Raw genomic sequence first — 13,210 nt, 5'->3', positions numbered from 1 at the left:
GGACCGTCCGCAAGAACCCCGCCAGCACCCCCGGCGACTCCGACCCCAGTGTGGGCACCGGCGCGGGCGGGACCCTCTACATGGGCTACCAGAACAGCGACGGCACCGCGCGGATCGCCGTCAGCCACGACAAGGGCAGAACGTGGCTGTACGACCAGAACGTCGGTGCGGCCCTCGGCATCAAGAACATCGTCTTCCCGGCCGTGACCGCGGGCGACGACAACCGCGCCGCCTTCGCCTTCCTGGGCACGACGACCGGCGGCAACTACCAGGACACGGCGAACTTCAAGGGCGTCTGGCACCTGTACGTGGCCACCACCTACGACGGCGGCCAGTCCTGGGTCACCGTCGACGCCACCCCCACCGACCCGGTCCAGAAGGGGTCCATCTGCACCGGCGGCACCACCTGCGGCCAGGACCGCAACCTCCTGGACTTCATCGACGTCACCCTCGACGCCCAGGGCCGCGTCCTCGTCGCCTACGCCGACGGCTGCACCGGCACCTGCGCCACCGGGGGCGCGCAGAACCACGACGCGCTGGCCTCCCTCGCCCGCCAGTCCTCCGACAACACGCTGTACGGCGCGTATGACGCCATGATCGCCGGCAAGCACAAGAAGACCACGGGAGGCCGATAGATGAAGCCGTTCCCGCCCGCCACCGCGCTGGCCGGCTGCGTCCTCACCCTGGCGGCCGTCACCGGATGCTCCGCCGCGAAAGAGCAATCCGAGCGGCCCGCCGTGGAGGCAGCCGCCGCGCCGACGCCCGGCGGCTGCCCCACCGCCGCCTCACTTCCGCTGCCCAAGGACTTTCCGGCCGACCTGCCGGTGCCCGAGGGCGCGGTCGTGACCTCGGTGGAGCACCGCACGGGCGACCGGCTGGTCGTGTCCACCGTCGTACGCGGCGGCTTCGACTCCGCGCTCACCTTCCTGCAGAAGCAGCTCCCCAAGGCGGGGTACGCGCTGAAGGAGGGCGAGGTGGAGGAGGACGACGCCGAGTCGAACTTCTCCTCCCGGACGGTGGAAGGCCGCTGGACTCTCCGGACGGTGCCCGACTGCGCGGGAGGTGTGTACCTGACGTACCTGACGTCCGCCGTCTCCTGACCGGGCAGTGGTTACCCTTCCTGGATGACGACTCCAGACTTCGCCGCGTACATCGCGTCCCTCCCCCGTGTCCTGTCGGGCGCGGCCGCCCTCTTCCGCGACGCCGAAGGCCGGGTGCTGCTCGTCGAGCCCAACTACCGTGAGGGCTGGGCGCTGCCGGGCGGCACGATCGAGTCCGACGACGGCGAGACGCCGCGTCAGGGTGCGCGCCGCGAGACGCTGGAGGAGATCGGCCTCGACCGCGAGCTGGGCCGGCTGCTCGCGGTCGACTGGGTGCACGGGACGGGACGCCCGCCCCTGGTCGCCTACCTGTACGACGGCGGGGTCCTCGGCGAGGACGACCTCAAGGCGATCCGGCTGCAGGAGGAGGAGCTGCTGTCCTGGCGCCTGGTGCCGCGTGAGGAACTCACCGACTACCTGCCCGGCGCCCTCGGGCGCCGCGTGCTCGCCGCCCTCGACGTGCTGGCGGACGGCGCGGGCACGGCGGAGCTGGAGAACGGCCACCGGGTCGGCTGAGGCGGGCCGCGTTATCCGTTCGCCCCACCGAGATCAGCCGTCCTACTCTCGGTGACATGACCAAGCCCCTCGTCGCCGTGCTCAGCGGCGCCGGTATCTCCACCGACTCCGGGATCCCCGACTACCGCGGGCCGAACGGGTTGTGGCGGCGGGACCCCGAGGCCGAGAAGCTGGTGACGTACCAGTACTACATGAGCGATCCGGAGATCCGGCGGCGCTCGTGGCAGATGCGGCGGCAGCACCGGACCCTGAACGCCGAGCCGAACGCCGCGCACCGGGCCGTGGCCGAGCTGGAGCGGTCCGGGGTACCCGTGCGAGTGATCACGCAGAACGTGGACGGGCTGCACCAGCTCGCCGGGATGCCCGCCCGCAAGGTCCTCGAACTGCACGGCACCGCCCGCAGCGTCGTCTGCACGCGGTGCCGTGCACGCGGCCCGATGGAGGACGCCCTCGCCCGCGTCGAGGCCGGGGAGGACGACCCGCCGTGCCTGGAGTGCGGCGGGATCCTGAAGTCGGCGACCGTGATGTTCGGTGAGCAACTGGACCCCGAGGTCCTCGGCGAGGCGGTCGCGATCACCAAGGCGTGCACGGTGTTCATCGCGGTCGGCAGCAGCCTCCAGGTCCAGCCCGCCGCCGACCTCGCCGGCCTGGCCGCCGACCACGGGGCCCGGCTGGTCATCGTCAACGCCGAGTCCACCCCGTACGACGACCTCGCCGACGAGGTCGTACGGGAACCGATCGGCACCGCACTGCCCGCTCTGCTGCAGAGTCTCCGGGAAGGGTAGGCATCCCCTAGAACAGCGCCGATCCCCGTTCGAACTCCAGCAGCCGGCGCTTGCGCTCCAGCCCGCCGCCGTAGCCCGTCAGGCCGCCGCTCGCGCCGATGACGCGGTGACAGGGGACGATGATGCCGATGGGATTCCTGCCGTTGGCCAGACCCACCGCGCGGGAGGCACCGGGATTGCCGAGGGCGTCGGCCAGTTGGCCGTAGGAGCGGGTCTCGCCGTAGGGGATGCGGCGCAGTTGCTCCCAGACGCCGCGCTGGAACGGGGTTCCCTGCAAGCGCAGTTCGAGCGTGAACTCCTTCAACTCGCCCGAGAAGTAGGCCTCCAGCTGCTCCTCCGCCTCGGCGAAGGCCCCCTCCTTTCGTGCACCGAAGGTCTCCTCCGAGGGGCGGTGGCGCTGGTCGGTCATGTAGAGGCCGCACAGGACGCCGTCGTCGGCGACCAGGGTGAGGGGGCCGTAGGGGCTGTCGATGATCGTGTGCTGTTTCACCGTGTGTCCTTACACCGGAAGGAAGTTGATGGGGTGACTGTCGGTCGCCCACAGGTACTGGACCGCGTACGCCCGCCAGGGCCGCCAGGCCGCCGCGCGTGCGGTGAGTGCCGCCGGGGTCGACGGCAGACCGAGTTCCTGTGCGGCGCGTCTGATGCCGAGGTCGGTGGGCAGGAAGGCGTCAGGGTCGCCGAGGGCGCGCATGGCGATCACGTCGACCGTCCAGGGGCCGAAGCCGGGGAGTGCCAGCAGCCGGGCGCGGGTCTCCTCCCAGTCGCTCTCGACGCCCAGGTGGATGGATCGCTCGGCGAGTTGACGGACGAGGGTCGTGAAGGTCGTCCGGCGGGTACGGGGCATCGCCAGCGACTCGGGGTCGAGTGCGGCGAGGGCCTCCGGTGCCGGGAAGAGGTGGGTGAGGCCGCCTTCGGGGTCCTCGACGGCCTCGCCGTGCGCGGTGACCAGGCGGGCCGCGTGGGTGCGTGCGGCGGCCGTGGACACCTGCTGGCCGAGGACCGCCCGTACGGCGAACTCGGACTCGTCGACGGTGCGCGGCACACGGCGGCCGGGGGCCTTGTCGACCAGGGGCGCGAGCACCGGGTCCGTGCGCAGCTGGTCGTCGACGGCGACCGGGTCGGCGTCCAGGTCGAGCATGCGGCGGCAGCGGCTGATGGCGACGGCCAGGTCGCGCATGTCGCTGAGGCTGAGGCGGCAGGCGATGTGGTCGGGCCGCGGGGTCAGCGCCACGATGCCGTGTCCGTACGGCAGCCGGAGGGTGCGCCGGTAGGCGCCGATGGGGGTACCGCCCACGCCGTCCAGGCTGTGGGGGAGCCATTCCTCCACGCCTGGTACGGCGGTGGCGGCGAGGTGGCCGAAGAGGTTGTCGGGGTTGAGCGGGGCGCGGAACGGCAGCCTGAGGCTGAGGACGCCCGGTGCGATCACCGTCTGCTGGGGCAGACGGGCGCGCAGCTCGCTCGGGGAGAGCGCGAAGACCTCGCGGACGGTGTCGTTGAAGGCGCGGATCGAGGAGAACCCGGCCGCGAACGCGGTCTCCGCCATGGGCAGCCCGGTCGTCTCGATGAGCAGCCGGGCGGTCTGGGCGCGCTGCGCCCGGGCGAGGGCGAGCGGTCCGGCGCCGAGTTCGGCCAGGAGCTGGCGCTCGATCTGGCGGGTGCTGTAGCCGAGGCGGGCGGCGAGGCCGGGCACGCCCTCGCGGTCCACGACACCGTCGGCGATCAGCCGCATGGCGCGGGCGACGAGGTCCGCGCGCTGGTTCCACTCGGGGGAGCCGGGGCTGGTGTCCGGGCGGCACCGCTTGCAGGCCCGGAATCCGGCCTGCTGGCAGGCGGCGGCGCTCGGGTAGAACGTCATGTTCTCCGGTTTGGGCGGCACCGCCGGGCAGCTGGGGCGGCAGTAGATCCGCGTGGTCAGGACCGCTGTGTAGAACCAGCCGTCGAAGCGCGCGTCCTTGGACTGGACGGCGCGCACACAGCGCTCCCGGTCGGTGTGCATCGCGTTCCGCATGCCTCAAGCATCGGGCACCGGAGCGTGCCGGGCTGGCAGAAATCCGACATGGGGCTGGGGCGACCTGCCGTAACCCCGATCGCCGCCGCCACCTGGTCGACCGCAGGCCGCCACCGCGCGGCAACAGGAGGTCTTTGTGTTCAGTGGGGGCGCTCGGGGTGGCGTCCCGGGGGCTGGGAAGGCGGCGGCAAGGGGGGCGACGGTTTCACCCTGCGGGTCTGCGCGATGTCGCGGGCCACGGTCAGCGGCTCCCCGTAGTGCCTGATCCGGACCGATTCCCCCTTCACCAGCGTGTACGTGACCTGGGAGTCGGTGATCTCCACCCGGAGGCACTGACCGCGAACGTGGACCGAGAAGGCCAGGCGGCTGAGCCTGTCGGGCAGCCGGGGCGCGAAGTGCAGGGTTCCGGAGTGGAAGCGCATGCCGCCGAAGCCGGCGACCAGCGCGATCCAGGAGCCCGCCAGGGACGCGATGTGCAGGCCGTCGCGGGTGTTGTTTTCCAGGTCGTCCAAATCCATCAGGGCCGCCTCGCCGAGGTAGTCGTAGGCCAGGCGCAGGTGGCCGACCTCGGCTGCGATGACGGCCTGCACGCTCGCCGACAAGGAGGAGTCACGGACGGTGAGCGGTTCGTAGTAGGCGAAGTTCCGCGCCTTCTCGCCCTCGTCGAAGGCGTCGCCGCGCAGGTACATCGCCAGCACGAGGTCCGCTTGTTTGACCACCTGCTTCCGGTAGATCTGGAGGTACGGGTAGTGCAGCAGCAGCGGGTAGTCCTGCGGCCGGGTGCCGGAGAAGTCCCAGGCCTGGTGGCGGGTGAAGTCCGCGGCCTGCTCGTGGATGCCGAGGGCGCTGTTGTAGGGGACGGTCATCGTCTTGGCGGCGGTGCGCCAGGCGGCCGTCTCGTCCTCGGTCACGCCGAGCGCGGCGGCCTGTTCGGGGTGGCGTTCGGCGGCATCGGCGGCGGCCCGCAGGTTCGCCTGGGCCATGAGATTGGTGTAGGTGTTGTCGTCCGCGACCGCGCTGTACTCGTCGGGACCGGTGACGCCGTCGATGTGGAAGCTGCCCCGGGAGTCGTGGTGGCCGAGGGAACGCCACAACCGGGCGGTCTCCACCAGGAGTTCCACGCCGGTGTCGCGTTCGAAGTCCTCGTCGCCGGAGACCGAGACGTAGCGCAGGACGGCATGGGCGATGTCGGCGTTGATGTGGAACGCCGCGGCGCCGGCCGGCCAGTAACCGGAACACTCCGCGCCGTCGATGGTGCGCCATGGGAAGGCGGCCCCCTCGAGGCCGAGTTGCCGGGCGCGGGCCCGGGCCGCCGGCAGGGTGTCCTGGCGCCAGCGAAGCGCCGCGGAGACGCTGCGCGGGTGGGCGAAGATCAGCACCGGCAGAACGTAGGTCTCCGTGTCCCAGAAGGCGTGCCCGTCATAGCCGGAGCCCGTCAGGCCCTTGGCGGGGATGGCCCGCTGCTCGGCCCGGGCGGCGGCCTGGAGCACATGGAAGAGCGCGAAGCGGACGGCCTGCTGGATCTCGGCGTCGCCGTCCACCTCCACATCGGCGTGCGCCCAGAAATCGTCCAGGACGGCCCGCTGCTCGTCGACCAGGCCCTGCCAGCCCGTGCTGCTCGCCTCGGCGAGCGCGGCCTCCGCCTGGTCCCTCAGGGACGGCAGTGAGCGCAGCGAGGACCAGCCATAGGAGACCAGCTTCTCCAGGCGGAGCTTCTCGCCCGGCCTGAGGTCGGCGATGACGGTGAACCGGGCGACGTCGTGCGCGCTCTCTCCGGCTGTCTGGGGGGATGCCGGACCCTGCACGATGTGGTCGGCGGCGGCCGCGACCCGCAGTCCGCTGCTCACGGTGCGGTGGATCAGGCGCAGCCTGGCCCCTTCCGCGTGGTGCTCCTCGGGCCGTAGCGGGGATTCCAGGGCGGCGGCCACCCGCGGATCGTCGCTGGGCCGCGGCATGGGCTCGTTGGCGACGAGTTCGGACTGGATGACGACGCGCACCTGGTCGTCCAGCGGCTCCACCTCGTAGGCGATCGCGGCGACGGCCCGGTGGGTGAAGGACACCAGGCGGGTGGAGCGCACACGGACGGTCTTTCCCACCGGCGAGACCCATTCGCAGACGCGGTGCAGTACCCCGGCCCGCAGATCGAGGACCCGTTCGTGCGAGAGGAGACGCCCGTAGCGCAGGTCGACCTGCTCGTCGTCGACGAGGAGGCGGATGAGCTTGCCGTCGGTGACGTTGATGACCGTCTGGCCGGACTCGGGGTAGCCGTATCCGGCCTCGGCGTAGGGCAGCGGGTGCACTTCGTGGACGCCGTTGAGGTAGCAGCCGGGCAGTCCGTGCGGCTCCCCCTCCTCGAGGTTGCCTCGCCAGCCGATGTGTCCGTTGGACAGGGCGAAGACCGATTCGCTCTGTGCCAGGACGTCCAGGTCGAGCCCGGTCTCGCGGATGCACCAGGGATCGGCCCCGTAGGCGGGATGGGTGATCATGACGGGACCTCCCAGGGAATCCGGAATGCCTGGAATGCCATGTTCTCTATCTGCCCGCTCAACAGTCACTCCATCCCCAAGGGCCCCGGGAAGAACCGGCGCGGCCTCACCGAGGGCGGGGAATGAGCGGTCGCTCAGGGGAGCTGCGCCGCGAACGCCTCGTACGCCCGCTCGTCGAAGAGGACGAACGTGACCTCCTCGACGGCCGTCTCCGTGGCCCCGACCGTCTCCACCGCGATGCGGGCGGCGTCGTCGATCGGCCACCCGTAGATGCCGGCGGACACGGCAGGGAACGCCACCGTGCGGGCGCCGAGCTCGTCGGCGACGCGCAGCGACTGCCGGTAGCAGGAGGCCAGCAGCGCCGAGCGGTCCTCCTGGGGGCTGAAGCGGGGACCGACCGTGTGGATCACCCAGCGTGCGTCCAGTTCGCCAGCGGTGGTGGCGACGGCCTGGCCCGTGGGCAGTCCCTTGCCGTATCGGGATGCGCGCAGCCGGCGGCACTCCTCGAGGATCGCCGGACCACCCCGCCGATGGATCGCGCCGTCCACCCCTCCCCCGCCGAGCAGCGAGGAGTTGGCCGCGTTGACGATCGCGTCGGCGCTCTGCCGGGTGATGTCGCCCTTGACCAGCGTGATAACGGTCATCGCTGCGTCAGCCTCCGCCAGACCGCCTTCGCCGCGTTGTGTCCCGACATGCCGTGCACGCCCGGGCCGGGCGGGGTGGCCGAGGAGCAGATGAAGACGGCCGGGTGCGGGGTGCTGTACGGGGAGAGGGACACCTTGGGGCGCAGCAGGAGCTGGAGGCCGGACGCCGCGCCGGAGGAGATGTCGCCGCCGACGTAGTTGGCGTTGCGGGCGGCCAGTTCGGGCGGGCCGGCGGTGGCGCGGGCGAGGACGCGGTCGCGGAACCCCGGGGCGAAGCGCTCCAGCTGGCGTTCCATGGCGTCGGTGAGGTCTCCGCGCCAGCCGTTGGGCACATGGCCGTACGCCCAGAAGACCTGCTTGCCCTCCGGGGCCCGGGTGGGGTCGGCGACGCTGGGCTGCACGGTGATGAGGAACGGCCGGTCGGGCGCGCGGCCCTCCCTGGACGCGGCGCGCAGGGCGGTGCCGATCTCCGCGCTGTCGGCGCCGATCTGCACGGTGCCGGCGACGCGCGGTTCCTTCGCGGTCCACGGGACCGGACCGTCCAGCGCGTAGTCGATCTTGAAGACGCCGGCGCCGTAGCGGTAGCCGTCGTAATAGCGTCCGAGGCCGGCGATACGGGCCAACGCGGTGGGCGAGGTGTCGAAGATGTACGCGCGCGCCGGGGGTAGGTCGTCGAGGCGCTTGACCTCGTAGTCGGTGTGGACGGTGCCGCCCAGGTCCTTCAGGTACGCGGCGAGGGCGTCGGAGATCGACTGGGAGCCGCCGCGGGCGACCGGCCAGCCGCGGGCGTGCGCCGCGAGGGCGAAGACCAGGCCGATCGCGCCGGTGGCGAACCCGCCGAGCGGGGCGATCACGTGGGCGACGAGCCCGGCGAACAGGGTCTTCGCGCGCTCGTCGTGGAATCGGCGCATCAGCCAGGTGGACGGGGGCAGGCCCACCAGGCCGAAGCGGGCGAGGGTGAGCGGGTCCCGGGGCAGCGCGGTCCGGGGCAGGGACATGAAGTCCCGGGCCAGGGTGTCCCAGCGGCTCAGGAACGGCGCGACGAGCCGGCGGTACGCTCCCGCGTCGCGCGGGCCGAACGAGGCGGCCGTCTCGGCCACGGACCGTGACAGCACCGCGGCCGTGCCGTCGGGAAAGGGGTGCGCCATCGGCAGCTCGGCGTGCAACCACTGAAGGCCGTACCGCTCCAGGGGCATCGCCCGGAACGCGGGCGAGTTGACACCGAGGGGGTGAGCGGCCGAGCACGGGTCGTGCCGGAAACCGGGCAGCGTCAGCTCCTCGGTCCGGGCGCCGCCGCCGACGGTGTCGCGCGCCTCGAAGACGGCCACGGAGAACCCGCGACGGGCCAGCTCCACGGCAGCCGTCAGCCCGTTGGGCCCCGCCCCCACCACGACCGCATCGAGCATCGACGGCACCTTCGGACTCCTTCGTCAGCCGACGGCCACAGGAGATCAGGATATGCCGGAGGTCTGACACGCCTCGGGTACGGGGGAAGGTCAGGCGGCGCCCGACAGCAGCTCCACCACCCGGCGCGCCGTGGCCTCGTCCCGTGCCGCGGTGAACGGCAGCGCGTTGCCGCCGGTGATCCGGAACGGTTCGCCCGCCAGGGTGAGGTGCGCGCCGCCCGCCTCCTCGACCAGCAGCAGGCCGGCCGCGTGGTCCCACGCCGCCTCCCAGGAGAAGGCCGTGGCGTCGAGCAGGCCCTGGGCGACATGGAGGTACTCCAGGCCCGCCGAGCCGCACGGGCGCGGGCGGACGCCGTCCGTCCACAGTCCGAGCAGCCCGCGCTTCTGCTCGTCCGTGGTGTAGTCGGGGTGCGACGTGGCCACCTCCAGGTCGCGGCCCACCGTGGGAGAGCCCGCTCGCAGGCGCTCGCCGTCAAGGCACGCGCCCTTCCCCCGTACCGCCGTGGCGAGCCGGTCCAGGGCCGGGGCGTACGTCCACGAGGCGCGTACGACACCGCCCTGGGCGAGCGCGACCAGCGTGCAGAACCCGGGGTCGCCGTGCACGAACTGGCGGGTGCCGTCGACCGGGTCGACGATCCAGACAGGGGCCTCGCCCCGGATGGCCTCGTACGTCACCGGGTTGGCGTGCACCGCCTCCTCACCCACCACGACCGAGCCGGGCAGCAGCCTCGAGAGCACCTCGGTGAGGTGGGCCTCGGCGTTGCGGTCGGCGTCCGTGACCAGGTCGTGCGGTCCGTTCTTCTCGTCGATCTCGTGCGCGGCGAGCCGGCAGAAGCGCGGCATGATCTCGGTGGCGGCCGCCTTGCGCACGGCCTCCTCGACGTCTGCCGTGCCGTGCGCGAGAAACCCGTCGATGGTCTCGTAATCGTCGATCATGCCCTCAATGAGAGCACGCGTCACTGACAATCCTCACCGGCCCGGTGTACTCCGGGTGGAACCGGCATGAATTCGGCGCTTCTCCCCCGCTTCGGCCGGTCAGTGGTGCGGCTGGTTCAGCGGGACCGGCTGATTCAGTGGCACTCCCTGATTCGGTCGGCACCTGCTGCTTCGGTGGCACCCGCTGGTTCAGCGGCCGACCGCATAACCCTGCATGCCGCGCGGATTGGCCGCGGCCGAGAGCACGCCCGTCTCCGGGTTCCGGGCGACCGCGCACAGCCGCCCCTCCGACCAGGCCTCGCCGACGGTGACGTCATGGCCGCGCCGGCGCAGCTCGGCGACGACCTCCGGGTCCGTGCGGGACTCGACGGTGACGCTGCCGGGGCGCATGCCACGCGGGTAGAAGGAGCCGGGGAAGCTGTCGTTGTGCCAGTTCGGGGCGTCGATGGCACCTTGCAGGTCGAGGCCGCCGCGGACGTGCGGGAGCAGGGCGACCGCCAGGAAGAAGTGGAGCTGCCACTGGTCCTGCTGGTCGCCGCCGGGTGTGCCGAACGCCAGCACCGGCACCCCGTGGCGCAGGGCGATCGAGGGCGTGAGGGTGGTACGGGGGCGGCGCCCGGGCGTGAGGGAGTTCGGCAGGCCCTCGTCGAGCCAGGTCATCTGGAGCCGGGTGCCGAGCGGGAAGCCCAGCTCTGGCACGACCGGGTTGGACTGGAGCCAGCCGCCGCTGGGCGTGGCCGCGATCATGTTGCCCCAGCGGTCGACGACGTCGAGGTGGCAGGTGTCGCCGCGGGTGGCGCCGTCGGCGGTGACGTCCGGTTCACCGGGCACGGGCGACGTCGGGCTCTTCGCCACTGTCGGTTCGCCGACGCCCATGGGGCTGAAGCCGGGCTCGTCGGTGGCCACCACGCGCGCGTACTCGCTCAGTCGCGGCACGCGGCTTCCGGGGGCCCCGGGGCGCAGCTCGTACGACGCCTTGTCGCCGATCAGGGCGCGCCGCTCGGCGTTGTAGGCATCGGACAGCAGTTCGTCGAGCGGGACTGCGGCCGCGTCGCCGTACCAGGCCTCGCGGTCGGCCATGGCGAGCTTGCAGCCCTCGATCAGCAGGTGGACGTAGTCCGCGGAGCCGTACCGGGGCAGCCCGGGCGGGAGCAGGGCGAGCTGTTGGAGGAGGACGGGGCCCTGGCTCCAGGGGCCCGCCTTGCACACGGTCCAGCCGTTCCAGTCGTAGGTGGCCGGGGTCTCGTAGGCGGCCGACCAGGAGGCCAGGTCGTCGGCCGTGAGGGTGCCGCGGTGGCGTTCGCCGCTGGTGTCCATGGTGGGCCGCCCCGCCTGCCGTACCAGGGCCTCGGCGACGAACCCGGAGCGCCAGACCCGGCGGGCCTCCTCGATCTGCCCCTCCCGGTCGCCGGCGCCCGCCACCTCGGCGAGCAGCCGCTTCCAGGTGGCGGCCAGCGCGGGGTTGCGCAGTGGCTCGCCGGGGCACGGCGGCCTCCCGCCGGGCAGGTACACCTCGGCCGAGGAGGTCCACTCGGTCTCGAAGAGTTCGCGCACGGTCTCGACGGTCTGGCCGACGCGCTCCACGGGCGGGTGCCCGTGCTCGGCGTAGCCGATGGCGTACTTCAGGACGTCGGCGAGGGACCTGGTGCCGTGGTCGCGCAGCAGCAGCATCCAGGCGTCGAACGCTCCCGGGACGGCGGCGGCGAGGGGCCCGGTACCGGGGACGAGATCCAGGCCGAGTCCCCTGTAGTGGGCGATGGTGGCACCCGCGGGCGCGACGCCCTGCCCGCACAGCACCCGCACCCCGCCGCCCGCCGGGGCGAGCACGATCGGGACCTCGCCGGCGGGGCCGTTGAGGTGCGGTTCCACGACGTGCAGCACGAACGCGCCCGCCACGGCCGCGTCGAACGCGTTGCCGCCGTCCTCCAGCACGGCCATCGCCGACTGGGAGGCCAGCCAGTGGGTGGAGGACACCATGCCGAAAGTGCCCTGGAGGGTGGGGCGGGTGGTGAACATATGGCCTCTCAGCTCGCTGCTCGGACGCGCCGGTCGATTCAAACAGCCAAGGTCATCTGTTGTCTCCCCGGCGAGCGGGGCGTTACGCGCCGTATCCCCGCCCCCGTCGCAGCGCTCCCGCCGCGTTTCCCGGTGTGATCGACGGGGACTCGGGCGGCATGGTCTCCCTCGTGGCGGAGCAGCGCGTCCACCTGCCGGCCTTGGAGGCAGGATGGCTGACGCAGACCTTCGTGCACTGGCCCTTCCACCCCGACCAGGTGCGGCGCCTGCTGCCGGAGGGCCTGACCGTGGACGAGTACGAGGGCGCGGCCTGGGTCAGCTTCACGCCGTTCCTGATGGCCGACGTACGGCCGGCGGTCCTGCCCGGCGCGACGCCCGGCCTCCCCACGTTTCCGGAGACCAACCTGCGCACCTACGTCCGGGGCCCCGACGGGCGCGACGGGCTGTGGTTCCTGTCCATCGAGGTGGGCAACCCCCTCATGCTGGCGGCCCGCGCCGTGGGCGCACCCTACAAGCCGGGCCGGCTGAGTCTGTCCCACGACGAAGAGGTGGTGCACTACTCGGGTGCACGCCGGGGCGGCTCGCCCTCGTACGAGTTGGCCGTCCGGCCCGGCCGACCGCTGACGCCGACGCAGCGGGACATCTGGCTGACCTCACGGTGGCGCGCGTACACACGACGGCTGGGGATGCTCTGGGAAACGCCCGTCGAACACGAGCCCTGGCCGCTGCGCGCCGCGACCCTCGAGCGCTTCGAGGAGACCCTGACCCGGGCCGCGGGACTTCCCTCACCCGAAGCCGAGCCAGTGGTGCACTTCTCCGACGGGGTACGGCAGGTGCGCATGGGAGTCTCCCGCCCGCTGTCGCCTTCACGCCCGGCCCACTGACACCACCTGCTCGGACCCACGCAGGGCAGTGGTCGCCCCGTTCGTCCCCTTGTGTCCGCGTGACGCCCGGTCGGGCGGGTACTCGGCGGTCATGAACCAGATGAACCGGGACAGCGGGACAGGGGGGACGCGGAACCGTCAGTACGGTTCCGACCCCGAGCCGTCGCAGACCCCGGGGGTGGAGCCGGGCGGGGTGCCTCCGGGAGAGACGCCGCCGGGCGAGAGCAGCACTTCGGAGGTCACTCACCGGGACGACTACGACCGGACGCGGGGCTGGGCGAAGGGACCACTGATCGCCATCACCGCGCTGGTGGTGCTGGTGGCCGGGTTCTTCCTCGCGTACGCGATATCGCTGATGCGGTGAGCGCGCGCCGGGCGGCCTCGCGGTCGTTCGGGGGCGGGGACGGTGACAACCCGACCGTTCCG

At 72.4% G+C, this 13,210-nt stretch carries 13 protein-coding genes; 6 read left to right on the top strand and 7 right to left on the bottom strand.

Annotation, left to right across the window (positions count from 1 at the left end; all coding sequences use genetic code 11):
• The 4 genes from ACZ7L1_RS02540 to ACZ7L1_RS02525 all read left to right on the top strand — a co-directional run.
• Positions 1-635: hypothetical protein (locus tag ACZ7L1_RS02540; protein ID WP_471433501.1), on the top strand; the 635-nt coding region annotated here is incomplete at its 5' end.
• Positions 636-1,100 carry a hypothetical protein gene (locus tag ACZ7L1_RS02535; RefSeq protein WP_471433499.1) on the top strand — a complete coding sequence of 155 codons (465 nt, stop codon included), beginning with the start codon at positions 636-638 and terminating at the stop codon, positions 1,098-1,100.
• Between the two features lie 24 nt (positions 1,101-1,124).
• Positions 1,125-1,616 carry an NUDIX domain-containing protein gene (locus tag ACZ7L1_RS02530; RefSeq protein ID WP_103844548.1) on the top strand — a complete coding sequence of 164 codons (492 nt, stop codon included), beginning with the start codon at positions 1,125-1,127 and terminating at the stop codon, positions 1,614-1,616.
• Positions 1,617-1,672: 56 nt separating this feature from the next.
• On the top strand, positions 1,673-2,401 hold the full coding sequence (locus ACZ7L1_RS02525; protein WP_471433497.1) for an SIR2 family NAD-dependent protein deacylase: 729 nt from the start codon (positions 1,673-1,675) through the stop codon (positions 2,399-2,401).
• Positions 2,402-2,408: 7 nt separating this feature from the next.
• On the opposite strand, the gene ACZ7L1_RS02520 is transcribed toward ACZ7L1_RS02525, so the two are convergent.
• From ACZ7L1_RS02520 to ACZ7L1_RS02490, 7 genes are all read right to left on the bottom strand, one after another.
• On the bottom strand, positions 2,409-2,891 hold the full coding sequence (locus ACZ7L1_RS02520; RefSeq protein WP_471433495.1) for a methylated-DNA--[protein]-cysteine S-methyltransferase: 483 nt from the start codon (positions 2,889-2,891) through the stop codon (positions 2,409-2,411).
• Between the two features lie 9 nt (positions 2,892-2,900).
• Positions 2,901-4,412, bottom strand: a complete 1,512-nt coding sequence (locus tag ACZ7L1_RS02515; protein WP_471433494.1) for an AlkA N-terminal domain-containing protein — start codon at positions 4,410-4,412, stop codon at positions 2,901-2,903.
• 140 nt (positions 4,413-4,552) lie between these two features.
• On the bottom strand, positions 4,553-6,898 hold the full coding sequence (locus tag ACZ7L1_RS02510; RefSeq protein WP_471433492.1) for a glycoside hydrolase family 65 protein: 2,346 nt from the start codon (positions 6,896-6,898) through the stop codon (positions 4,553-4,555).
• A 134-nt stretch (positions 6,899-7,032) separates the two neighbouring features.
• Positions 7,033-7,542, bottom strand: a complete 510-nt coding sequence (locus tag ACZ7L1_RS02505; RefSeq protein ID WP_471433490.1) for an O-acetyl-ADP-ribose deacetylase — start codon at positions 7,540-7,542, stop codon at positions 7,033-7,035.
• Positions 7,539-8,948, bottom strand: a complete 1,410-nt coding sequence (locus tag ACZ7L1_RS02500; protein WP_471433489.1) for a phytoene desaturase family protein — start codon at positions 8,946-8,948, stop codon at positions 7,539-7,541. The genes ACZ7L1_RS02505 and ACZ7L1_RS02500 overlap by 4 nt, the downstream gene beginning before the upstream one ends.
• 90 nt (positions 8,949-9,038) lie before the next feature.
• Positions 9,039-9,884, bottom strand: coding sequence for an inositol monophosphatase family protein (locus ACZ7L1_RS02495; RefSeq protein WP_471433487.1), 846 nt, complete (start codon positions 9,882-9,884; stop codon positions 9,039-9,041).
• 189 nt (positions 9,885-10,073) lie between these two features.
• Positions 10,074-11,900: a gamma-glutamyltransferase family protein gene (locus ACZ7L1_RS02490; protein ID WP_471433485.1), complete on the bottom strand. Its 1,827-nt coding sequence runs from the start codon at positions 11,898-11,900 to the stop codon at positions 10,074-10,076.
• Between the two features lie 158 nt (positions 11,901-12,058).
• On the opposite strand from ACZ7L1_RS02490, the gene ACZ7L1_RS02485 reads away from it, so the two are divergent.
• Together ACZ7L1_RS02485 and ACZ7L1_RS02480 are read left to right on the top strand one after the other, a co-directional pair.
• On the top strand, positions 12,059-12,784 hold the full coding sequence (locus ACZ7L1_RS02485; RefSeq protein WP_471433536.1) for a YqjF family protein: 726 nt from the start codon (positions 12,059-12,061) through the stop codon (positions 12,782-12,784).
• Positions 12,785-12,875: 91 nt separating this feature from the next.
• Positions 12,876-13,148: a DUF6480 family protein gene (locus ACZ7L1_RS02480; protein WP_471433484.1), complete on the top strand. Its 273-nt coding sequence runs from the start codon at positions 12,876-12,878 to the stop codon at positions 13,146-13,148.
• Positions 13,149-13,210: the final 62 nt, after the last annotated feature.

Source organism: Streptomyces sp. NPDC107546 (genome assembly GCF_055639175.1).
Note: the sequence above shows the minus strand (reverse complement) of the source record. Positions and strands in the feature narration are given on the sequence as shown.

Bases quoted from the DNA above. Each gene is read 5' to 3' on its own strand.
- ACZ7L1_RS02510 (WP_471433492.1), bottom strand. From the start codon at position 6,898: ATGATCACCCATCCCGCCTACGGGGCCGATCCCTGGTGCATCCGCGAG.
- ACZ7L1_RS02505 (WP_471433490.1), bottom strand. From the start codon at position 7,542: ATGACCGTTATCACGCTGGTCAAGGGCGACATCACCCGGCAGAGCGCC.
- ACZ7L1_RS02515 (WP_471433494.1), bottom strand. From the start codon at position 4,412: ATGCGGAACGCGATGCACACCGACCGGGAGCGCTGTGTGCGCGCCGTC.
- ACZ7L1_RS02485 (WP_471433536.1), top strand. From the start codon at position 12,059: ATGGTCTCCCTCGTGGCGGAGCAGCGCGTCCACCTGCCGGCCTTGGAG.
- ACZ7L1_RS02500 (WP_471433489.1), bottom strand. From the start codon at position 8,948: ATGCTCGATGCGGTCGTGGTGGGGGCGGGGCCCAACGGGCTGACGGCT.
- ACZ7L1_RS02535 (WP_471433499.1), top strand. From the start codon at position 636: ATGAAGCCGTTCCCGCCCGCCACCGCGCTGGCCGGCTGCGTCCTCACC.
- ACZ7L1_RS02525 (WP_471433497.1), top strand. From the start codon at position 1,673: ATGACCAAGCCCCTCGTCGCCGTGCTCAGCGGCGCCGGTATCTCCACC.
- ACZ7L1_RS02490 (WP_471433485.1), bottom strand. From the start codon at position 11,900: ATGTTCACCACCCGCCCCACCCTCCAGGGCACTTTCGGCATGGTGTCC.
- ACZ7L1_RS02495 (WP_471433487.1), bottom strand. From the start codon at position 9,884: ATGATCGACGATTACGAGACCATCGACGGGTTTCTCGCGCACGGCACG.
- ACZ7L1_RS02480 (WP_471433484.1), top strand. From the start codon at position 12,876: ATGAACCAGATGAACCGGGACAGCGGGACAGGGGGGACGCGGAACCGT.
- ACZ7L1_RS02530 (WP_103844548.1), top strand. From the start codon at position 1,125: ATGACGACTCCAGACTTCGCCGCGTACATCGCGTCCCTCCCCCGTGTC.